We start from the raw sequence: 18,885 nt of genomic DNA, 5'->3' as shown, positions 1-18,885 counted from the left end.
CTACTCGGCGTCCCAGGGCGGCCTAGGAATCAGCGAAGGAACCGCCCTCGGAATCGTCGGCGCCTACGGTGGAGCCGTCTACCTCTCCGCAATCGTCGGAGCCTGGGTAGCTGACAGGCTCCTCGGCGCAGAACGCACCCTGTACTACTCCGCAATCCTCATCATGCTCGGGCACATCGCCCTCGCCCTGGTGCCAGGACTCCTCGGAGTGGGAATCGGCCTCGTGCTTGTGGCGCTGGGAAGTGGCGGACTCAAGGCCAACGCAACGGCAATCGTCGGTAATCTGTACGAGCCAGGCGACAGCCGGCGAGACGCAGGCTTCTCCCTGTTCTACCTAGGCATCAACCTTGGCGCCCTCGTGGGACCACTGCTCACCGGCCTCCTGCAAAAGGAACTCGGATTCCACTGGGGCTTCGGTCTGGCCGCAGTCGGAATGGCCGCAGGCCTAGCCCAGTACCAGATCGGCCGCAAGAAACTCCCCAAGGCGTCCCACCACATCGCCAACCCACTGCCAGCCAGCGAACGACCCAAGTGGATCATCATCGTCGTGGCCGCCATCGCAGCCATTGCGCTCGCAGTGTCACTGGGCTGGATCACCGCCGACAACCTATCCGCGATCGTCATCGCGGTAGCAATCATCGGCGTCGTCGCACTGTTCACGCTCATCCTCAAGGACCGTGAGATCACCAAGGACGAACGCTCACGCGTCATCTCCTTCATCCCGATGTTCCTCGGCTCCGTCGCGTTCTGGTCCCTCTACCAGCAGCAGTTCACCGTGCTCGCCGTGTACTCCGACAAGCAGCTCAACCGAAACCTCCTCGGCTGGGAAATGCCAGTGTCCTGGATCAACTCGATCAACCCGATCTTCATCATCATCCTGTCCGGCGTCTTCGCAGCCATGTGGACCAAACTCGGCGACCGCCAGCCACCAGCACCCGTCAAGTTCGCACTCGCCTGCCTCGGCATGGGAATCGCTTTCCTCCTATTCCTCGTCACCGCAGGCGGAGGAGAGAACTCCACACCAATGCTGTGGATGGTCCTCATCCTGTTCATCTTCACGCTCTCAGAACTGTGCCTGTCCCCAGTGGGAATGTCGCTGTCCACCAAGCTCGCGCCAGAAAAGTTCAGCACCCAGATGATCGCGCTGTTCTACCTGTCCGTGTCGCTCGGCTCGGCGCTCGCAGGCGAGCTCGCAGGCCTGTACACCAGCTGGCCAGAAGTCCAGTACTTCGGCACCATCGGCGCGATCTCGATCGTGCTCGGCGTGGCCCTATGGCTCGGCAGCAAGCCAATCCTGCGCCTCATGCGTGGCGTGCGGTAACCACACACACTGATTCTCGACGATGGTGCCCGACCTGCATAGGTCGGGCACCATTGCTGTTTATTGAGTGAGTAGGGGAGAGCGCGGCAGGGCAGGGGTGGTGTGGCGGAGTTGGTTGGGATGGTGTGGCGGAGTTGGTTGCGGTGGTGCGCGCGCTGTGGCGCGCGAACACGATGCAACCTGCGACAATGAGCAAGGACTCGATTCAAAGGAGAACAGGCAATGGCTCGCCAGGAAAAAGATCTTCTCGGCTACCGCGACATCCCCGACAACGCATACTGGGGCGTACAGACTCTGAGGGCAGTGGAGAACTTCCCCATCACGGGACTCACCATCCAAACCCACCCCAACCTGATAAAGGGGCTCGCAGCCGTCAAACTCGCATGCGCGCGCACCAACCAAGAACTGGGAATCCTGCCAAGCGGAGTAGCGGAACCGATCATCGCGGCATGCCAGCGCATCATGGCCGGCGAACTCCACGACCAGTTCATCGTGGACGTCATCCAAGGCGGGGCCGGAACCTCCACCAACATGAACGCCAACGAGGTCATAGCAAACCTCGCGCTCGAAATCATCGGGGAAACGCGAGGCAACTACGCGGTTATCAACCCCAACGACCACGTCAACCTCTCCCAATCCACCAACGACATCTACCCCACAGCGCTCAAGATCGCGCTCCTATACTCGATCGTCGACCTGCGCGCGGCCATGGCCCACCTCCAAGCAGCATTCGCAGCCAAATCCCGCGAGTTCTACCACGTCCTCAAAATGGGCCGCACACAGCTGCAAGATGCCGTGCCCATGACCCTAGGACAAGAATTCGGCGCATTTGCCATCATGATCGGCGAGGACCGAGACCGCATCACCGAGGTCTCCGCGCTTCTGACCGAAATCAACCTCGGCGCCACCGCCATCGGCACCGGAATCAACGCACCAGAAGGATACGCGGCGCTCGCAGCCGAGCACCTGAGCGAGATCACTGGGTTCAGCGTGAGCACGGCAGCCGACCTGGTTGAGGCCACACAGGACGTGGGCTCCCTGGTGCAGACCTCCGGCACGCTCAAGCGCGTGGCTGTGAAACTATCCAAGATCTGCAACGACCTGCGCCTGCTGTCCTCCGGGCCCCGCGCGGGCTTTGGGGAGATCAACCTGCCAGCCATGCAGGCCGGCAGCTCGATCATGCCGGGCAAGGTGAACCCAGTTATTCCTGAGGTGGTGTCCCAGGTGGCGTACGAGGTTATCGGCAATGACGTGGCCATCTCAATGGCGGCGGAGGCGGGCCAGCTCCAACTCAACGCGTTCGAGCCGGTCATCTTCCACAAGCTCGACGCAGGCATCAACCACCTGACCGCCGCGTGCTACACGCTTGCCGACCGCTGCGTCAGTGGCATCACCGCCAACGAGGCGAGGCTCAAGGACATGGTCGAGCACTCCATCGGACTGGCTACCGCGTTGAACCCCATCCTTGGGTACTCGGTGGCCACCGGGATTGCGGCAGAGGCGCTCGTGTCCGGGCGGGGCGTTGCCGAGATCGTGAATGAGCGGGGACTCATGACTCCCGAGCAGCTTGCCGAGGTGCTGAGCCCCACCCGCTTGGCAAACCTGCGTCCTCTGCCGGGGGATCCAACGGCCACGGGCTCCGGCGCAGAAACGTTGCCGCACTCCATGTGAGGGCGTGTGGGCGGCGCTTGGGCGGGCTGCCGAACATAAGTGAGTTGGGCCGCCATTTGTTGGGGATCCGATCCACTGGGCAGCGCCGGTATTCGGCGCCGACTCGCGGTGTCACTAGCTGTGGGTTTCGTCCGCTACGAGGTGGGACAATGGGTCCGTGCAACCAGAACTCATCAATCACGTTCCCCTGATCGCAACCACCCGTGGCGGAGTCAACGAGTCAGCCCACTACGGCTCTGTCATCGTGCTGTCGGCGACTGGGGAAGCGCTTGCGCGGCTCGGCGATCCCGGAGCCCCCATGTACGCGCGCTCCTCCCTCAAGCCTCTCCAAGCCCTCGCCATGCTGCGCGCTGGCTGGGTGGGTAACCCTCAGCAAGTGACGCTCGCCTGCGCGAGCCACTCTGCGGAGCAGTTCCACCTGGACACGGTGCGCTCCACGCTGGTGGATGCTGGCCTTGACGAGTCTGCGCTGCGTAACACCCCGGACCTGCCTATTGGCGTTCACTCGCACAAGCAGGCTGTCATTGACGGCATGGAGCCGAGCTCGCTGACCCAGAACTGCTCGGGTAAGCACGCGGCCATGGTCGCAACCTGCGTTGCTCAGGGCTGGGACCTCGAGACCTACCTCGACGCACAGCACCCTCTGCAGCGTGCGATTCGCGAGACGATCGAGGAGGTCTGCGGCGAGCAGGCCAGTGCCGTGACCACAGACGGCTGCGGTGCCCCGCTGTTCTACCTGTCGCTCGAGGCTGTGACCAGGGGATTCGTGCACATCGCGCGCGTTGCCGCCGCTGACCCAGAGTCGCACGAGGCCACGATCTACCGCGCGATCACCGCCAACCCCGAGTACCTGGGTGGCACCGACCGTGACGTGACCGACATGATGGTCGCTTTCCCGGGTCTCATGTGCAAGGACGGCGCTGAGTCCGTTCACATCGGAGCGTTCGCAGATGGCTCCGCATTTGGCATCAAGATCTCCGATGGTGGGGCTCGCGGCCGCATTGCTGCCACGATTCGTGCGCTCGAGATCCTCGGCCACACCAGCAGCGAGCTCAACGAGAAGCACTGGCCCAAGATCCTCGGCCACGGTGAGCCCGTGGGTGAGGTCCTGTCGCTGTTCTAGCCTCACCACACCCCTGGCACCACCGCGCGAGCCACCCTGAGTCCAATCGCGCACCCACACTCTTAGTCGTGCCCAACCTTCCCATCGAACGGATGATTATCGATCCGTTCGATGGCGAACGTATCGATAATCATCCGTTCGATGTAGGTAAATGGGAGGTCCAGGCGTCGAGCCAGACCTCCTTGAGGCGAAGTGTCACTGCCGCTGGCACGAGAGCGCCGCTCTGTCGAGGAGCCCAATGCACGCCGGGGACGGCATAACGTAGCTCGGCAGTCTCAATCACGGGCGACGTAGCGATTTCGAGCCACTGCACCTCGATCGAGTGGGTGCGGTGGCCCGCGATCCCGTCCCAGTGTGGCTCCTCAAACACGGGGGAGGTGGCAACGCCGCGGGCGAGCAGTCCTCTCCCGGAGGCACCCTGTTGGAGCACGTACACGTCATCGTCGGGGGAGACCCCACCAGTCCTGCGGCCCACGTTCCAGTTTCCCAAGCGGGGAGTGGTGCGTTCGTTGAGGGGCCAGAACCAATAGGCGGGGTTGTACGTCAAGAGAAACGCCTGAGCAGTCACCACTCAAGGGTAATCCGGTCAAGGGCATCCGGCGCTCGTTGCTGTGAGAGAATCAATCAAGATTCGAACACCTGTATTATTTGCTCAATAGCGCGCTAACTCGCAGGGAGGAAAATCCGCCATGAGAGCCCATAGTTCCAGCCCAAACAAACCTTCGAGCCTCGATCCGGACCAGCGCCCGGCGGTTTCGTCCGATTTGTGCATCCTGACATTAGCGCCGGAGGGGTCGCTCGCAGTTGTGGTAGTCAAAATTGACGGCGAGTATCAGTTGCCCGGTGCACAACTAGAGCCGGGGGAGCGGCTAGTCGATGCCGCACGTCGAGCCGCGCTCACCGTTGCAGGCATCGAGGTTGGCGAGGCGCACCAGCTGAGGGTCTTCGATTCGCCGACTCGGGACGCTCTGGGATGGGTGCTCTCGGCAGCGCACTTTGCTGCGGTGCCTCATGCACAGGTACAGGTGGCAATCGATGGCATCGCGTCAGTCAGCGCGGAGGCCTACCCGGTGCTGGCAGTCCCTGTAGAGGGAGGCGTAGCAGCAGGCTTGAAATGGGACCATAGTGAAATCGTGACGCAGGCTGTTAAACACCTTCGGCGAGAGTACGAACTGCGGCCGGACCCCTACCGGTTTGTGGCAAAGCGAGAGGTGACAATGCTCGAACTCCGTACCGCGCACGAGGCAGTGGCTGGCCACCGAATCCTCAAGGACTCGTTCCGCAGGCTCATGCAGCCCAAGCTGTTTGACACCGGAAACGTCACGCAAGGACTGCTGGGCAAGCCTGCCCGCCTATTCATGCGGAAAGACGAGGAAGGTCCGCGCGCGGTGCACCACTCCGACTGGAACTCCAAGTAGAAGTAGCCAGGCGGAACTAGAGAAGCGCGTCCAAACTCGCGTGAAGGTGCTTGCTCTGCAGTGCGAGCGCCGCGTTCTGAGCACCAGCCTCGAGTGCATCGCGTGTAGGTGCGCCGCCAAGGATCGCCATCAGGGTCGCCGCCATAAACGCATCACCGGCTCCGTTGGTGTCCACCACATTGGTGGGAGCGGCGTTGACGTGCACGAATCCACCCTCCTGCGTGAGTCCCACGGCGCCCTCGGCACCTAGCGTGCACACTGCAAGCCGCTTGCCTGCAGCAATAAGCCGGGACATCAACGGCTTGGGGTCGCCCAGAGCGTCGGCGTTCATGAACACGTAGTCGGCGGACTCTACAAAGGGTTCGTGGAAACTGGACGCCCCATCGTAGTCGTGGAGGTCGGTCCAGATGGGGGTCCCGGAGGCCTTTGCTAGTGGCGCCAAGGTGCTGCTCGTGTCAGAAAGATCTAGGATCACCGCATCGGAAGCCCGCATTTCGCGTTGCAGATCATCCTTGCCCGGAACCTGAACGCCCTGAGGTGTGGCCGCGTAGATCGACAAGCGTTCACCGGACCTGGTCATAAGGTTGATGTGCCGCTCGGTCACCTGAGAGGTTGCGCCGAGGTCCTCAACGCCGACCGAACGCACGAGAGAGCGGAGTTGCTCACCGCGCATATCCGGGCCGATGGGGGAGAGCAGGAGCGTTGTGGCCCCGAGAGCCGCAAGGTTGAGTGCCTTCCCGAGCGAGGTTCCGCCGGGCGTCTCCACGGTTTCCTCGGCAAAGATCGTGTGCGGGCGCGGTTCCGGCAGCGCATCCAGGTAGACCATGGTGTTCCAAGAACTTGGACCTGAAACAAACACTCGGGCGTTGTTCTTAGTGCGGGCTGCCATTTTTGTGCTCCTTAGCGGTGGGTGAAACCCCACTCATGTTACCTCTTGAGGTTTTATGACATGGCCGTTGCGTAAGTCCAGTATTCCCCGTGTGTTCAGCGATCTTAGGGTGCCCAAAGTAAGGTAGGGCTTCCCCAAAAAGCCCTGTTCTAAGCCATTTAGGTAATCCTTTCCTTCGTTGAAGGAACGGCAGAATAGGCGGACGATGGCTATATGACAAAGACATTCCGGTTCCTTAAGCACTACCCAGTGCTCTCCACAACGATCGTTGTGGGACTCGTGGGCCTGTTGCTGTGGGCACTCAGTTTTCCTGACGCAACAAGGTACTTGTTCACCGCCTACGCGATCATCATCGTGGTGTGGCAAGCCGTGGACATGGTCAAGGAGATGCTGGCCGGAAAGTTTGGACTCGACATCCTCGCCGTGGTCGCGATCATCGCGACGCTTCTCGTTGGCGAGTACGTGGCCTCGTGGATCATCATCCTCATGATCACGGGTGGGGAGGCGCTGGAAGACTTTGCTGCTCGCCGCGCCAAGAGGGACCTCTCTGCGCTCTTGGACAATGCACCAACGCGCGCACACCTGCTTGTGGGTGAGGACATTCGGGAGATCGCTGCTAGCGAGGTCGCAATTGGCGATGTCCTGCTGGTCCGTCCCTCGGAGCTTGTGCCAGTTGACGGCGAACTGCTCTCGGATGCCGGAGCGTTCGACCAGTCGTCGCTAACCGGTGAGTCGATCCCCGTAGAAAAGGTCGCTGGGGATGAGGTCTTCTCGGGAACTCTCAATGGCCAGCGCGCCGTCAAGATCCGGGCGACCGCCACCACGGCCACGAGCCAGTACCAGCAGATCGTTGACCTGGTAGCGGGCGCCGAGGAGGACCAGGCCCCAACGGTTCGCCTAGCCGACAGGTACGCTGTGCCGTTCACGGTTCTTTCGCTCACCATCGCCGGGATTGCGTGGGCAGTCAGTGGCAACCCAACCCGGTTCGCCGAGGTCCTCGTGCTGGCCACCCCGTGCCCGCTGCTGATCGCGGCGCCCGTGGCGTTCATTTCCGGTATGAGCCGCTCGGCCAAGAACAAGGTCGTGGTCAAGAACGGCGCTGTCCTGGAGAACCTCTCACGTGCGGGCTCGGTCTACTTTGACAAGACCGGAACCCTCACGCAGGGCCACCCACAGATCGCCCGCATTGAGCCTGCTGCGGAGGCCGCATTCGATGAGACCGAGCTCCTTCAGCTCGCCGCTTCCGCCGAGCAGTATTCCTCGCACGTCCTCGCCGCGGCACTGATCACCGAGGCGAAGACTCGCGGTATCGAGCTCAGCTCGAGCGACGAGGCGCACGAGGAGGCGACCAACGGCGTCACCGCACGACTGAACGGGCGCAAGGTAATCGTCGGAAAATTGGCGTATGTCAAGCAGTTTGCGCCTAGCGCAAACGTGACGCACGTGGATCCAGGCGAGACGGCAATCTATGTGGCCGTGGACGGAATGTTTGCTGGCGCTCTCATCGCACGCGATGAGCTGCGCGTGAATGCGCGGGCCACTGTGGAAACGCTGCGGCGCTCCGGGGTGGAGCGCGTGGCGCTTGTGACGGGTGACGCGCAGGAAACCGCGGACTCGATTGCGGAGCAGACCGGGATCGATACCGTCCATGCGCAGTGCCTACCCGCCGACAAGGTGGAGATCGTGGCGCAGGCGAACCCTCGCCCGATCATCATGGTCGGCGACGGCGTGAACGACGCCCCGGCGCTTGCCCGCGCAGACGTGGGTATCGCAATGGGCGCTCGTGGCGCCACTGTTGCCTCGCAGGCAGCCGACGCGGTGATCCTCACGGACGATATTTCGCGCGTTGCCGCGGTGGTCGAGATCTCCAAGCGGACCATGCGTGTTGCGCTCCAGAGCATTTGGATCGGAATCGCGCTTTCGGTGATCCTTATGCTGATTGCAGCGTTCGGCTTCATCCCAGCCACGGCCGGCGCGCTCACCCAGGAGGTCGTGGACCTGGTAGCTATCCTTGCCGCACTCCGTGCCCTGAAGGGCACCCGTAAGGAGGACGAGGCCCTCGCCGCGGTCAGCGCCCGGGTCATGTCCGCGAGCACCAAGCCGGAGCCCGCTCTGGTGTAGTGGGGTGGGCCCCTCAGGGGCCACACTCCCTGATTTTCGACGATTTGGGCCGGCTACCTGCACATGTGCAGGTAGCCGGCCCTCGTTGTGTCCTAGGGATCTGTGTCCTAGGTGGATGCGCCCTGGAGGAGTTGCGGCCCGGGAGTTCTAGAACCGCCGCGGCGGGACCTGTTTGCCCGTGAATGCGGAGTGGCGTTCACCTACAACATTGTGAGCGGCCAGAAAGCTATCCACCGGCATGTTTCGGCGCGAGCGCAGCAGGTAGGCGCCCACGAGTGCCCCGGCTGCGAGCGCCAGGCATGCCGCCGCGGAAGCAAAGTCGTCAGTGAACAGCACAAACACGGCAACGCAGGCCAGCACTCCCGCGAGCGCGCGCAGCGCGTAGATCTGCCAGGTTGCGGTGCGTCTGGCCTTGGTCCATTCGATGCGGGCAACAAACTCGGCTTGCTGCTGGCGAATCTGCCATTCGGTGTATTCGGCGTCGTGGGCGCGCGATTCCATGTATTCGTCGTATGCGCGTTCGCCGGAGTAGTCGGGGAGTTGTGGAGTGTTCACGCTGTTATTTCTTGGGTGAGGTTTGCTTGAGCATGACGGACAGCCAGATGCCTTCGATGATGATCATGACGGGGATGAGCCACATCGAGCCTGTCACGAACGCGATGATGACTGCGACGATTACGGCGCCGATTGCCATGAGCACGAACTGCTTGCGGAGCTGCTTGGCACGCTCGGACCGGGGTCCAACAAGCTGGCCGTTGAGTTCGTAGTGCGAGGTGGGCTGGTTCAGGTACGGGTCGGGGATAATGCTGTCATTGGGCCCGGGGTACTTGATCGGGTTTTCGCTTGAGTTGCTACCAAGGTAGTTGTCGTGGTCGTCATAGGGCTGGGTCATCGGTGCTCCTGGTGCGCTGTGCGGCCTGTGCGTCTGTGTCATATTACCCAGCCGGTATCGCCGTGCGCCGGTCATGAGGCGTCAGTGGCTGGCGATAGGGTAGTGCCCATGGATCTCTTTGAATCGACTGGGCAGACGGTCGTTGGCGTTCCGGAGGTGTCCGAGCACGCTCCGCTTGCTGTGCGGATGCGCCCTGCGCACGTGGAAGAGGTCACCGGTCAGCAGCATCTGCTTCGTCCTGGTTCGCCGTTGCGCCGACTGCTGGAACCTACGGCAGCTGAGAATCGTGCGGCGCCCGGATCGGTCATTCTGTGGGGTCCTCCGGGTACCGGTAAGACGACGCTTGCATATCTGATCGCCTCTAACTCTGGGCGCCGGTTTGTTGAACTGTCGGCTGTGACGGCTGGCGTGCGAGACGTGCGTGCCGTGATTGAGGATGCCCGCCGGCGCCTGACGGCGGGCGGCGAGGAAACGGTCCTCTTTATTGACGAGGTCCACCGTTTTTCCAAGTCCCAGCAGGATGCCCTGCTGCCGTCGGTGGAGAACCGCTGGGTTACGCTCGTGGCCGCAACCACCGAGAACCCTAGTTTTTCCGTGAACTCCCCGCTTCTTTCGCGTTCGCTTCTGCTCACGCTCAAGTCGCTCGAGGATGAGGACATTGCCCGGCTCGTGGACCGTGCTGTGTCTGATCCGCGCGGCCTGAATGGGGACGTCGAGCTGGCTCCCGAGGCCCGTGAGCACCTGCTGCGTCTCGCCGGTGGTGACGCGCGCAAGGCGCTCACCATCCTTGAGGCGGCCGCTGGCGCGGCCTTGGAGCGTCACTACGACTCGTTAACCCCTCAACCTATTACCGACGATAGCGCTGAGTCTGAGGACACCTCGCCTTCAGATGACCCCGGCGTGGTCGGGCACGCGGACAGCGAGGATGGGGCTGGGAGTGGCTCTATCGTCGAGAATCAGGATGACGGTCAGGCGGGTGCCGGTGAAACCGGCGCCGCACAAACGCGCGCACTGGTTGATCTGGCCACGATGGAACAGGCCATCGATATCGCAGCTGTGCGCTACGACAAGGACGGGGATCAGCACTACGACGTGATCTCGGCGTTCATTAAGTCGATGCGCGGCAGCGACGTCAACGCATCACTGCACTACCTGGCGCGGATGATCGTGGCAGGGGAGGACCCGCGGTTCATCGCGCGGCGCATCATGATCTCCGCGTCCGAGGACGTAGGGATGGCGGACCCGTCCGCGCTGCAGACCGCGGCCGCGGCGGCGCAGGCCGTGCAGCTCCTCGGGATGCCCGAGGCAAAGTACGCGCTCTCGCAGGCTGTGGTGCATATTGCCACCGCACCCAAATCTAACCGCTCGCACGACGCCATCAACGCGGCGATAGCTGACGTGCAGTCCGGCAAGATCGGGACCGTGCCCGAACACCTGCGAGACGGACACTACGCCGGCGCCAAGAAACTGGGCCATGCGGTGGGATACAAGTACGCGCACGACTACCCGCACGCCATCGCGCCCCAGCAGTACCTCCCCGATGTCCTTGACGGCGCCGAGTATTACCAGCCGAGCGACCGCGGGTTTGAGCGCAACGTCACACAAAGACTTGAGGGCATCAACCCGATCTTGAGGGACGGGCGCTAAGTCGCGCTGGTAGACTCTTTAGGTTGCCTTATGCGAAAGCTTTGGTAGCCACCTGGGACCTCGGCCCGCGAACTAACACCCATGTATGGGCTGGTTAGCACTCTTCGGCTGGTCCCACATCCTCCACAAAAGTGCGGGGATGTGACGTCAACTAACGACAGGAACGGAAAACTTATGTCTTCTGTAACCCGTTCGCGCCGCCAGGTTCGCCTGAGCCGCGCACTGGGCATTGCTCTTACCCCAAAGGCTGTAAAGCACTTTGAGAAGCGTCCATACCCACCAGGTGAGCACGGCCGTAGCCGTCGCCGCACCGAGTCTGACTACGCAGTTCGTCTGCGCGAGAAGCAGCGTCTTCGCGCACAGTACGCACTCCGCGAGAAGCAGATGCGTGCAGCGTACGACAAGGCCCGCCCAATGGAGGGTCTGACTGGTGAGACCATGGTCGAGCTCCTCGAGACCCGTCTCGACGCACTCGTCCTGCGTGCAGGCTTTGCTCGTACCATCCTTCAGGCTCGCCAGGCTGTGGTTCACCGCCACATCCTCGTTGACGGCAAGCTCGTTGACCGCCCATCGTTCCGCGTGAAGCCAGGCCAGACCATCCAGGTCAAGCCAAAGATGCAGACTGCAACCCCTTACCAGGTTGCTGCTGCAGGCGCTCACCGCGATGTTCTTCCTGCTGTTCCTGGCTACCTCGACGTTCAGCTCGAGAAGCTCTCCGCAGTTCTGGTTCGTAAGCCAGCTCGCGCCGAGATCCCAGTACAGTGCGAAGTTAACCTGGTCGTTGAGTACTACGCTCGCTGATCAGTAGGTCTTCGATCATCTGATCGGATCGCTGTAACACGAGGGCCGTCCCGCATCTGCGGGACGGCCCTCGTGCCATGTCCGCGGGGTTTCCCCGGCCCCATTCGCCGCTTCCCGGAACGAGACATCCCCGCCACCCCACCCTTCTCATCGAGAGTATTCTCTAGCCCACTCTCGAAAGGGAGAGTGGGCTAGAGAATACTCTCGATGGGGTGTGGAGGTTCTTAGGCGATGCCCGTTCCTGTACCGTTCCCACACCAATCGCAGGTAATGTTAGGCGGGAACAAGAACTTGGGCTAAGGAGATCTTCGTGATCGGTGAAATTGCCGGACTAATTGCAGCCATCGCATTCGTTGCACTCGTAGGGTTCCTCGCGGTCCCACTCATCAAGCTGGGCAAGGTGTTCGACGCGGCAACGGAGTCGCTCGAAGAAATCACCGAGCACACGCTACCCATCCTTGACGAGTCCGCCACCGCGGTCACGTCTGCAAACGTGCAGCTCGCCAAGGTTGATACCGTCACCACGTCCGCGGCAGAGGTTTCACAAAACATCTCCGCACTCACCGGAATCTACTCCGCAACCTTCGGCGGACCACTCGTCAAGGTCGCCGCGTTCAGCTACGGCGTGCGCAAGGCAGTAGGATCCGCGTTCAGCAAGGTCAAGGGAGGCCCGCGATGAGCAGACTCTTCTGGGTAGGAACAGGCGTAGCGCTCACCGTCTTCGTGATCGTCAAGGGGCGCAAGATCGTCCTGCAGTACACCCCCCGAGGCAGTCGCCGAACGCGCAACCGCGCAGGCCGCAGACTTCACCAGCCGCGCCACCGAGGCAGCCGGGGGGTTGTGGAGCGAGTTCAAGGAAGCGTTCTCCGAACGCGAGGCAGAACTCAAGTCATCGCTGCTCGCTGAGACGCAGGGCAGCCTGGCTGATCTTCGAGCTCGCCGCGAGGCGAGCAAGCCTCGCCCCACCGCGGCGGACTTCCCGGACGTTGACCCGGTTGAGGACGAACTCGGATACTCGTTCTAGAGGAACCGATCGCTCCAAGCGCAACGAACGATTCGGGCCGCCCATCCCCAGCAGGGGACAGGCGGCCCGCACTTTTGCTGGTACAGGCACAATCGTCGATAAGAAAGAACGCGACTGTGACTATCAAGACCAGCAAAATATGCCCCCCGATTTGCGGGGGCACCGTAGAATTACCTAGTGCCCAATATAGGTGTGGGCACCCCAATGACTACTGAACAGGTGCAGAGGAACATGCGTACCGCTGAAATCCGTCAACGCTGGCTCGACTACTTTGAGGCACGCGGCCACGCCGTGGTGCCGTCGGCCTCACTGATCTCCCCGGACCCATCCCTCCTGTTCACCGTCGCGGGCATGGTTCCTTTCATCCCGTACATGCTCGGCGAGCAGACCCCACCATGGCCACGCGCCACCTCCGTGCAAAAGTGCATCCGCACCGGCGACATCGAAGAGGTTGGCAAGACCACCCGCCACGGCACGTTCTTCCAGATGAACGGCAACTTCTCTTTTGGTGATTACTTCAAGGAGCAGGCAATTGAGTATGCCTGGGACTTCATCACCGGATCGGAAGACGACGGCAAGCTCGGATTCGACCCAGAGGTCGTGTGGGTCACCGTCTACGAAGACGACGACGAAGCACACGAGATGTGGCGACGCATTGCTAACCTCCCAGAGGAGCGCATCCAGCGCCGCGACAAGAAGGACAACTACTGGCACACCGGCCAGCCCGGCCCAGGTGGACCATGCTCCGAGATCTACATCGACCGTGGCCCGGAATTCGGCGCAGAGGGCGGACCTGTAGCTGACGAGGACCGCTATCTCGAAATCTGGAACCTCGTGTTCATGCAGTACCAGCTCACGAACGTGACCGCCAAGGACAAGTTCGACATCGTTGGACCGCTCAAGCAGCACAACATCGACACCGGAATGGGCCTCGAGCGCGTTGCTCTGCTCAAGCAGGGCGTCAACAACATGTACGAGATCGACCAGGTGTTCCCTGTTATCGAGACCGCCATGAAGCTCACGGGCAAGACCTACGGTGAAGACGAGGGTAACGACGTCCGCTTCCGTGTAGTGGCTGACCACGTGCGTTCCTCGCTCATGCTCATTGGCGATGGCGTGCGCCCATCGAACGAGGGCCGCGGATACGTGCTGCGCCGCCTCATGCGCCGCGTGATCCGCTCCATGCGCCTCCTCGGCGTCACTGAGCCGGTCATCCCAGCACTGCTCGAGACCTCCAAGAACGTCATGGCCGAGTCCTACCCATACCTGGCCGAGAACTGGAACTCGATCCTGGCAACCGCTAAGACCGAGGAAGAGGTCTTCCGCCGCACACTCAACGCTGGCCTCGCCATCCTCGACTCGGCCGTTACCGAGGCAAAGACCTCCGGTTCGTCCGCGCTGACCGGCGAGCAGGCATTCGCCCTGCACGACACCTACGGTTTCCCCATTGACCTCACGCTCGAGGTTGCTGCGGAGCAGGGCGTTGCAGTGGACGAGAAGGCATTCCGCTCCCTCATGCAGGAGCAACGCGACCGCGCACGCGCCGACGCACTGTCCAAGAAGCAGGGCCACGCCGACATCTCGATCTACCAGGGCGTTGCCTCCGCGCTGTCCGCCCCGGTTGAGTTCCTCGGATACACCGACGCAAAGGCCCCAGCCAAGGTTGAGGCAATGCTCGTTGACGGCGTCTCGGTGACCTCGGTGTCCGCACCAGCTGACGTCGAGCTCATCCTCGACCGCACCCCGTTCTACGCAGAGAAGGGTGGCCAGCTCGCTGACCACGGAACCGTTCTCTCCGACGGCGGCGGAACCTTCGAGGTTGACGACGTCCAGTCGCCGGTCAAGGGCCTGTCCGTGCACCGCGGACGCCTGACCGAGGGAACCCTGTCCATCGGTGAGTCGGTTGTGGCTGAGATCGACACGGTTCGTCGCCGCCAGATCTCCCAGGCACACTCCGCAACGCACATGATCCACAAGGCGCTGCAGGAGACCCTCGGCGCGACTCCACGCAGGCAGGTTCGGAAAACTCTCCAAACCGCATCCGCTTCGACTTCCGCCAGGGCCAGGCCGTACCGGGCTCCGCACTGGACGAGATCGAAGGCCGCGTGAACGACCAGCTCCGTGAGAACTTCGAGGTCACCGACATCACCACGTCCCTCGACGAGGCACGTGCGATGGGTGCGATGGCACTGTTCGGCGAGAAGTACGGCGAGCGCGTGCGCGTTGTTTCCATCGGTGACGACTGGTCGCGCGAGCTGTGTGCAGGTACGCACGTCAAGCAGACCGGCGACATCGGTATGATCACCATCCTTGGTGAGTCCTCGATCGGCTCCGGTGTACGCCGCGTTGACGCACTCGTTGGTGCTGGCGCATACGGCCACAACGCCAAGGAGCGCGCACTGGTTTCGCAGCTCACCGGACTGCTCAACGTCCGCCCAGACGAGCTGCCTACCCGCATCGAGTCGCTCGTGGCCAAGCTCAAGGAATCCGAGAAGGAACTGACCTCCATGCGTCAGGCCCAGATCATGGCGTCTGCAGGCAAACTGGCCCAGGACGCAACCCGCGTCGGCTCCGTCAAGGTTATCGCCCACAACCTGGGCGAGATCGGTGACGGCAACGCACTGCGCGCCCTCGCAACCGACCTGCGCAATCGATTGGGAGAGGGCGACGCATCCGTTGTCGCAATCTCCGGCGTGTTCAAGGACCGCCCACAGGTTGTAGTAGTCACCAACAAGTCGGCCCGCGACCTCGGCATCAAGGCCGGCGCACTCGCCAAGACCGCATCCGGCATCCTCGGCGGTGGCGGAGGCGGCAAAGACGACATGGCCCAGGGTGGCGGCCAGAACGCGACCGCACTTCCAGCGGCACTCGAGGGAATCGTCGAAAATATCCGCGAGGTAGTTGGCGCGTGACATACGCAGAACTGAACGAAGGTGAGCCCCGGCGCGTAGCGCGCGGGGCTCGCCTCGCAATTGACGTAGGAATGGTCCGGGTAGGGGTCGCGGCCAGCGACCCGGACGGGATCTTGGCGTCTCCCGTGGAGACGCTCGCCCGGGACCGATCCATCACGTACACCCGCGGCGGGAAGATACCGGGTGTCCTGCCCAAGGACATCGCAGCCCTGCGGGACATCGCAGAGGAGCGGTTCATCCGCGTCATTTACTTGGGGATGCCCAAGCACCTTTCGGGAAGCCAGGGCGCCTCGGCGGACATGGCACTCGACTACGGGGATTTGTTGTCCAAGGTCATTCCCGGCGTTGAGATCCGATACGTGGACGAGCGCATGACGAGTGTGACAGCTCACCAGGCTCTGCACGCCTCCGGAAAATCCTCCAAGAAGCACCGCAGTGTGGTGGACCAGGTTGCGGCAGTCATCATTCTCGAAACCGCGCTTGAAACCGAGAAAAAATCGGGGGAGAGGGCCGGAACGGCCCTAGCGGACTACCTTGAGTAGGCGACCAGAGCGCTGTTTCCACAAGGGCAGGAACAGTGCAGATAATCACGCTCTTTACTAAACCGTGATCTGGAAGTGTAGAATCTTACGCTTAGGAAGGGTGAAGTTTGCCTCTTGGCCTTCACTGACTGCTAGATCGCATGGCGCATACATGCCGAGCCCCGTTTAAGAATGGGTGTGCCACGAACCTGTGCGCCACGAACCTAAAGGAACTTCAGACGTGAACGATCTGTTCGATCTCCAAGATCAGGGCTATGACGAGACGCAGCTGTCCCGCATGGACCGACGTGAACTTGCAGCCCGCAAGAAGCGCGCGGCTAAGAGACGCCGCGCTTCTATGATCGCAACACTCATTTCCGTCCTCGTTATCGGCGGCATCGTCGTCGTTGGATGGAAGGCCGGTGCCAAGTTCTTTGGTGACCTCTCCCCATTCTCGGCGTCAACTTCCACACCTCCACAGGACTTTGAAGGTCAGGGAACTGAACCCATCGAGATTGAGGTCAAGGAGGGCGACTCCGGGGGAGCCATTGCGCAAACCCTCTACACCAACGGCGTGATCGCATCCGTGCAGGCATACACCAACGCGGCAATCGCCAACCCGGACTCCTCCAAGATCCAGCCAGGCACCTACTCGCTGTACAAGGAGATGCCCGCCGCTTCCGCAATCACGATGCTGCTCGACCTGAAGAACCTCTCCGGAAACCGCATCCAAGTGATCCCGGGTGAGAAGAACAGCCAGATCATCCAACGCATCAAAAAGGTCACCGGCCTGACCGAGGAAGAGATTAACGCGGCAATGGAAGACCCGGCCGCGCGCAAACTACCTAAGGTTGCAGGCGGAAACTTTGAAGGCTGGCTAGCCGATGGTGACTATCGCTTTGGCAAGGATGTCACCGCCGAAGAAGTCATTGACGAAATGGTGGCCCGCTCGGTCAAGCGCCTCAACAAACTCGAGGTGCCTAAGGACCGTTGGGAAGAAATCCTCAACGTGGCCGCGATCGTAGAGCGTGAAGCCGGACGCGACGAGGACTTTGCCAAGGTTGCGAGTGTCATCTACAACCGTCTCGAGATTGACATGGCCTTGCAAATGGACTCCACCGTCCACTACAAGTTCGGCGGATCAGCGGATGCTTCCACCACCTCCAACGAGCGTTCAGACGACAACCCGTGGAACACGTACCTCCACAAGGGACTACCCAAGACCCCTATTGCGACCCCAAGCCTCAAGGCAATTGAGGCTGCGCTGGAGCCGGCAAACACCGACTACATCTACTTTGTTGCGGTCAACCCGGAGACGCACGAAACCAAGTTCGCGGTGACCTGGTCTGACCACCAGAAGAACGTCAACGAGTACAAGCAGTGGATCACTGACAACGCTGATCGACTCAGCAGCAAGGACGACTAATTCCTGCTGGCTCGTGTTGAGTTGGAGATAGTTTGGGGAAGGGGAGCGGCTGCGGCTGCTCCCCTTCTTTGTGTGCTGGTGTTTGCGGAGCCGGGGCCGGACCGGATTCGGAGCCGAAGTTGGAGTTGGGGCCGTAGCCAAAGTTGGAACCGGACCGGGTTCACACGCTGACCGAGTTTTCCCTCCGAGCCGACGAATCAGATAGATTGACCAACAGACTTGATTTGAATCCCGAGACATTTGGATGAGAGCACTTTGACTATGCACGCAGCCGTTCTGGGTCACCCCATCGAGCACTCCCTCTCCCCGGTCCTGCACGGCGCGGCTTACACCGCACTCGGGCTGGAGGACTGGTCGTACGGCAAGCACGACGTGGACGAGGGCGAGTTGTCCGCGTTTGTAGCCGGGCTCGGCGCCGACTGGGCGGGCCTGAGCCTGACCATGCCGCTCAAGAAGGCGATCTTCCCCCTGCTCGCGCACGTTGAGCCTTTGGCCGAGGTGACTGGATCCGTCAACACGGTCCTGTTCTCGGGCAAGGGTGCCGGGCGCATGTCGGTGGGAACCAACACGGACGTCTACGGACTGGTACAGGCGCTGAAGGAGGGTCTGGGTGAGCGGTACGTCCCGGGCGCGAAGACCACGGGTGTAGTCATCGGGGCTGGTGCCACCGCGGCGTCCACCCTAGCCGCGCTGGCAGAACTCGGATGCGCCCGACCGACCGTGTTTGTACGCAATCTAGGGCGAACCGCCGAGCTACGGGCCGCAGCCGGGCGAATGGGGGTGGACCCGCAGTTCATGACTCTCGCGGGTGCTGCTGCAGCGGTTGTAACCGCGGACCTTGTGGTTTCAACGCTTCCGGCCAACGCGGCGGACGGCCTAGCGCAGGAACTCCTTGACGCCGCAGCCACTCCGCGGGGCGTCCTCCTCGACGTTGCCTACGCGCCCAGCCCAACCACAGCCCTCATCTCTGCGTGGCGTGAACTTGGCGGTGCAGCGGTGACTGGGGAGCGGATGCTTCTGCACCAGGCAGCCGAGCAGGTGAGGCTCATGACGGGTAAGGCGGCCCCGATTGAAGCCATGACGCGTGCGCTCGAGGCAGCCATCGCCCCCGAATAGTGC

At 62.0% G+C, this 18,885-nt stretch carries 16 protein-coding genes and 1 pseudogene; 13 read left to right on the top strand and 4 right to left on the bottom strand.

Features of this window, described 5'->3' with window-relative positions; genetic code table 11:
- The 3 genes from HGSM_RS07590 to HGSM_RS07580 all read left to right on the top strand — a co-directional run.
- Positions 1–1,321 (top strand): peptide MFS transporter (locus HGSM_RS07590; protein WP_040594713.1); only part of this gene is annotated, 1,321 nt, incomplete at its 5' end.
- Positions 1,322–1,543: 222 nt separating this feature from the next.
- Positions 1,544–2,992: an aspartate ammonia-lyase gene (locus HGSM_RS07585; RefSeq protein ID WP_019148148.1), complete on the top strand. Its 1,449-nt coding sequence runs from the start codon at positions 1,544–1,546 to the stop codon at positions 2,990–2,992.
- Positions 2,993–3,149: 157 nt separating this feature from the next.
- Complete coding sequence (locus tag HGSM_RS07580; protein ID WP_019148147.1) at positions 3,150–4,115, top strand: asparaginase; 966 nt, start codon at positions 3,150–3,152, stop codon at positions 4,113–4,115.
- A gap of 130 nt (positions 4,116–4,245) precedes the next feature.
- Here HGSM_RS07580 and HGSM_RS07575 read toward each other — a convergent pair whose 3' ends face one another.
- Complete coding sequence (locus HGSM_RS07575) at positions 4,246–4,683, bottom strand: hypothetical protein (protein ID WP_019148146.1); 438 nt, start codon at positions 4,681–4,683, stop codon at positions 4,246–4,248.
- Between the two features lie 121 nt (positions 4,684–4,804).
- On the opposite strand from HGSM_RS07575, the gene HGSM_RS07570 reads away from it, so the two are divergent.
- Positions 4,805–5,533 (top strand): NUDIX hydrolase, encoded by a 729-nt coding sequence (locus tag HGSM_RS07570; RefSeq protein ID WP_154646276.1) that lies wholly within the window; start codon positions 4,805–4,807, stop codon positions 5,531–5,533.
- Positions 5,534–5,549: 16 nt separating this feature from the next.
- Here the strand turns inward: HGSM_RS07570 and HGSM_RS07565 are convergent, their stop codons facing one another.
- Positions 5,550–6,422, bottom strand: coding sequence for a carbohydrate kinase family protein (locus tag HGSM_RS07565; protein ID WP_019148144.1), 873 nt, complete (start codon positions 6,420–6,422; stop codon positions 5,550–5,552).
- A 213-nt stretch (positions 6,423–6,635) separates the two neighbouring features.
- Between HGSM_RS07565 and HGSM_RS07560 the strand changes: the two genes are divergently transcribed.
- Positions 6,636–8,543: a heavy metal translocating P-type ATPase gene (locus HGSM_RS07560; protein WP_019148143.1), complete on the top strand. Its 1,908-nt coding sequence runs from the start codon at positions 6,636–6,638 to the stop codon at positions 8,541–8,543.
- Positions 8,544–8,690: 147 nt separating this feature from the next.
- Here the strand turns inward: HGSM_RS07560 and HGSM_RS07555 are convergent, their stop codons facing one another.
- Entirely contained in the window at positions 8,691–9,098 is a 408-nt protein-coding gene (locus HGSM_RS07555; protein ID WP_019148142.1) for a hypothetical protein, read from the bottom strand.
- Positions 9,099–9,102: 4 nt separating this feature from the next.
- Positions 9,103–9,435 carry a hypothetical protein gene (locus HGSM_RS07550; RefSeq protein WP_019148141.1) on the bottom strand — a complete coding sequence of 111 codons (333 nt, stop codon included), beginning with the start codon at positions 9,433–9,435 and terminating at the stop codon, positions 9,103–9,105.
- 108 nt (positions 9,436–9,543) lie between these two features.
- On the opposite strand from HGSM_RS07550, the gene HGSM_RS07545 reads away from it, so the two are divergent.
- The 8 genes and pseudogenes from HGSM_RS07545 (at position 9,544) to HGSM_RS07510 (ending at position 18,882) form a co-directional block, all read left to right on the top strand.
- Positions 9,544–11,082, top strand: a complete 1,539-nt coding sequence (locus HGSM_RS07545; protein WP_019148140.1) for a replication-associated recombination protein A — start codon at positions 9,544–9,546, stop codon at positions 11,080–11,082.
- A 174-nt stretch (positions 11,083–11,256) separates the two neighbouring features.
- Complete coding sequence (gene rpsD, locus HGSM_RS07540; protein WP_019148139.1) at positions 11,257–11,883, top strand: 30S ribosomal protein S4; 627 nt, start codon at positions 11,257–11,259, stop codon at positions 11,881–11,883.
- A 310-nt stretch (positions 11,884–12,193) separates the two neighbouring features.
- On the top strand, positions 12,194–12,562 hold the full coding sequence (locus HGSM_RS07535; protein ID WP_019148138.1) for a DUF948 domain-containing protein: 369 nt from the start codon (positions 12,194–12,196) through the stop codon (positions 12,560–12,562).
- Between the two features lie 159 nt (positions 12,563–12,721).
- Positions 12,722–12,907, top strand: a complete 186-nt coding sequence (locus HGSM_RS14390) for a hypothetical protein (RefSeq protein ID WP_019148137.1) — start codon at positions 12,722–12,724, stop codon at positions 12,905–12,907.
- A 231-nt stretch (positions 12,908–13,138) separates the two neighbouring features.
- Positions 13,139–15,819: pseudogene (gene alaS / locus HGSM_RS07525) on the top strand (alanine--tRNA ligase).
- Positions 15,816–16,361: a Holliday junction resolvase RuvX gene (gene ruvX / locus HGSM_RS07520; RefSeq protein ID WP_019148136.1), complete on the top strand. Its 546-nt coding sequence runs from the start codon at positions 15,816–15,818 to the stop codon at positions 16,359–16,361. Before alaS ends, ruvX begins: the two are co-directional and overlap by 4 nt.
- Positions 16,362–16,581: 220 nt before the next feature.
- Positions 16,582–17,766: an endolytic transglycosylase MltG gene (gene mltG / locus HGSM_RS07515; RefSeq protein WP_019148135.1), complete on the top strand. Its 1,185-nt coding sequence runs from the start codon at positions 16,582–16,584 to the stop codon at positions 17,764–17,766.
- A gap of 261 nt (positions 17,767–18,027) precedes the next feature.
- Positions 18,028–18,882 (top strand): shikimate dehydrogenase, encoded by an 855-nt coding sequence (locus tag HGSM_RS07510; RefSeq protein WP_019148134.1) that lies wholly within the window; start codon positions 18,028–18,030, stop codon positions 18,880–18,882.
- Positions 18,883–18,885: the final 3 nt, after the last annotated feature.

The organism is Timonella senegalensis JC301 (genome assembly GCF_000312125.1).
Classification (GTDB): Bacteria; Actinomycetota; Actinomycetes; order Actinomycetales; family Cellulomonadaceae; genus Timonella; species Timonella senegalensis.
This window is presented reverse-complemented; position numbering and strand designations above follow the sequence as displayed.

Bases quoted from the DNA above. Each gene is read 5' to 3' on its own strand.
- HGSM_RS07585 (WP_019148148.1), top strand. From the start codon at position 1,544: ATGGCTCGCCAGGAAAAAGATCTTCTCGGCTACCGCGACATCCCCGAC.
- HGSM_RS07570 (WP_154646276.1), top strand. From the start codon at position 4,805: ATGAGAGCCCATAGTTCCAGCCCAAACAAACCTTCGAGCCTCGATCCG.
- HGSM_RS07565 (WP_019148144.1), bottom strand. From the start codon at position 6,422: ATGGCAGCCCGCACTAAGAACAACGCCCGAGTGTTTGTTTCAGGTCCA.
- HGSM_RS07560 (WP_019148143.1), top strand. From the start codon at position 6,636: ATGACAAAGACATTCCGGTTCCTTAAGCACTACCCAGTGCTCTCCACA.
- HGSM_RS07550 (WP_019148141.1), bottom strand. From the start codon at position 9,435: ATGACCCAGCCCTATGACGACCACGACAACTACCTTGGTAGCAACTCA.
- HGSM_RS07545 (WP_019148140.1), top strand. From the start codon at position 9,544: ATGGATCTCTTTGAATCGACTGGGCAGACGGTCGTTGGCGTTCCGGAG.
- rpsD (WP_019148139.1), top strand. From the start codon at position 11,257: ATGTCTTCTGTAACCCGTTCGCGCCGCCAGGTTCGCCTGAGCCGCGCA.
- HGSM_RS07510 (WP_019148134.1), top strand. From the start codon at position 18,028: ATGCACGCAGCCGTTCTGGGTCACCCCATCGAGCACTCCCTCTCCCCG.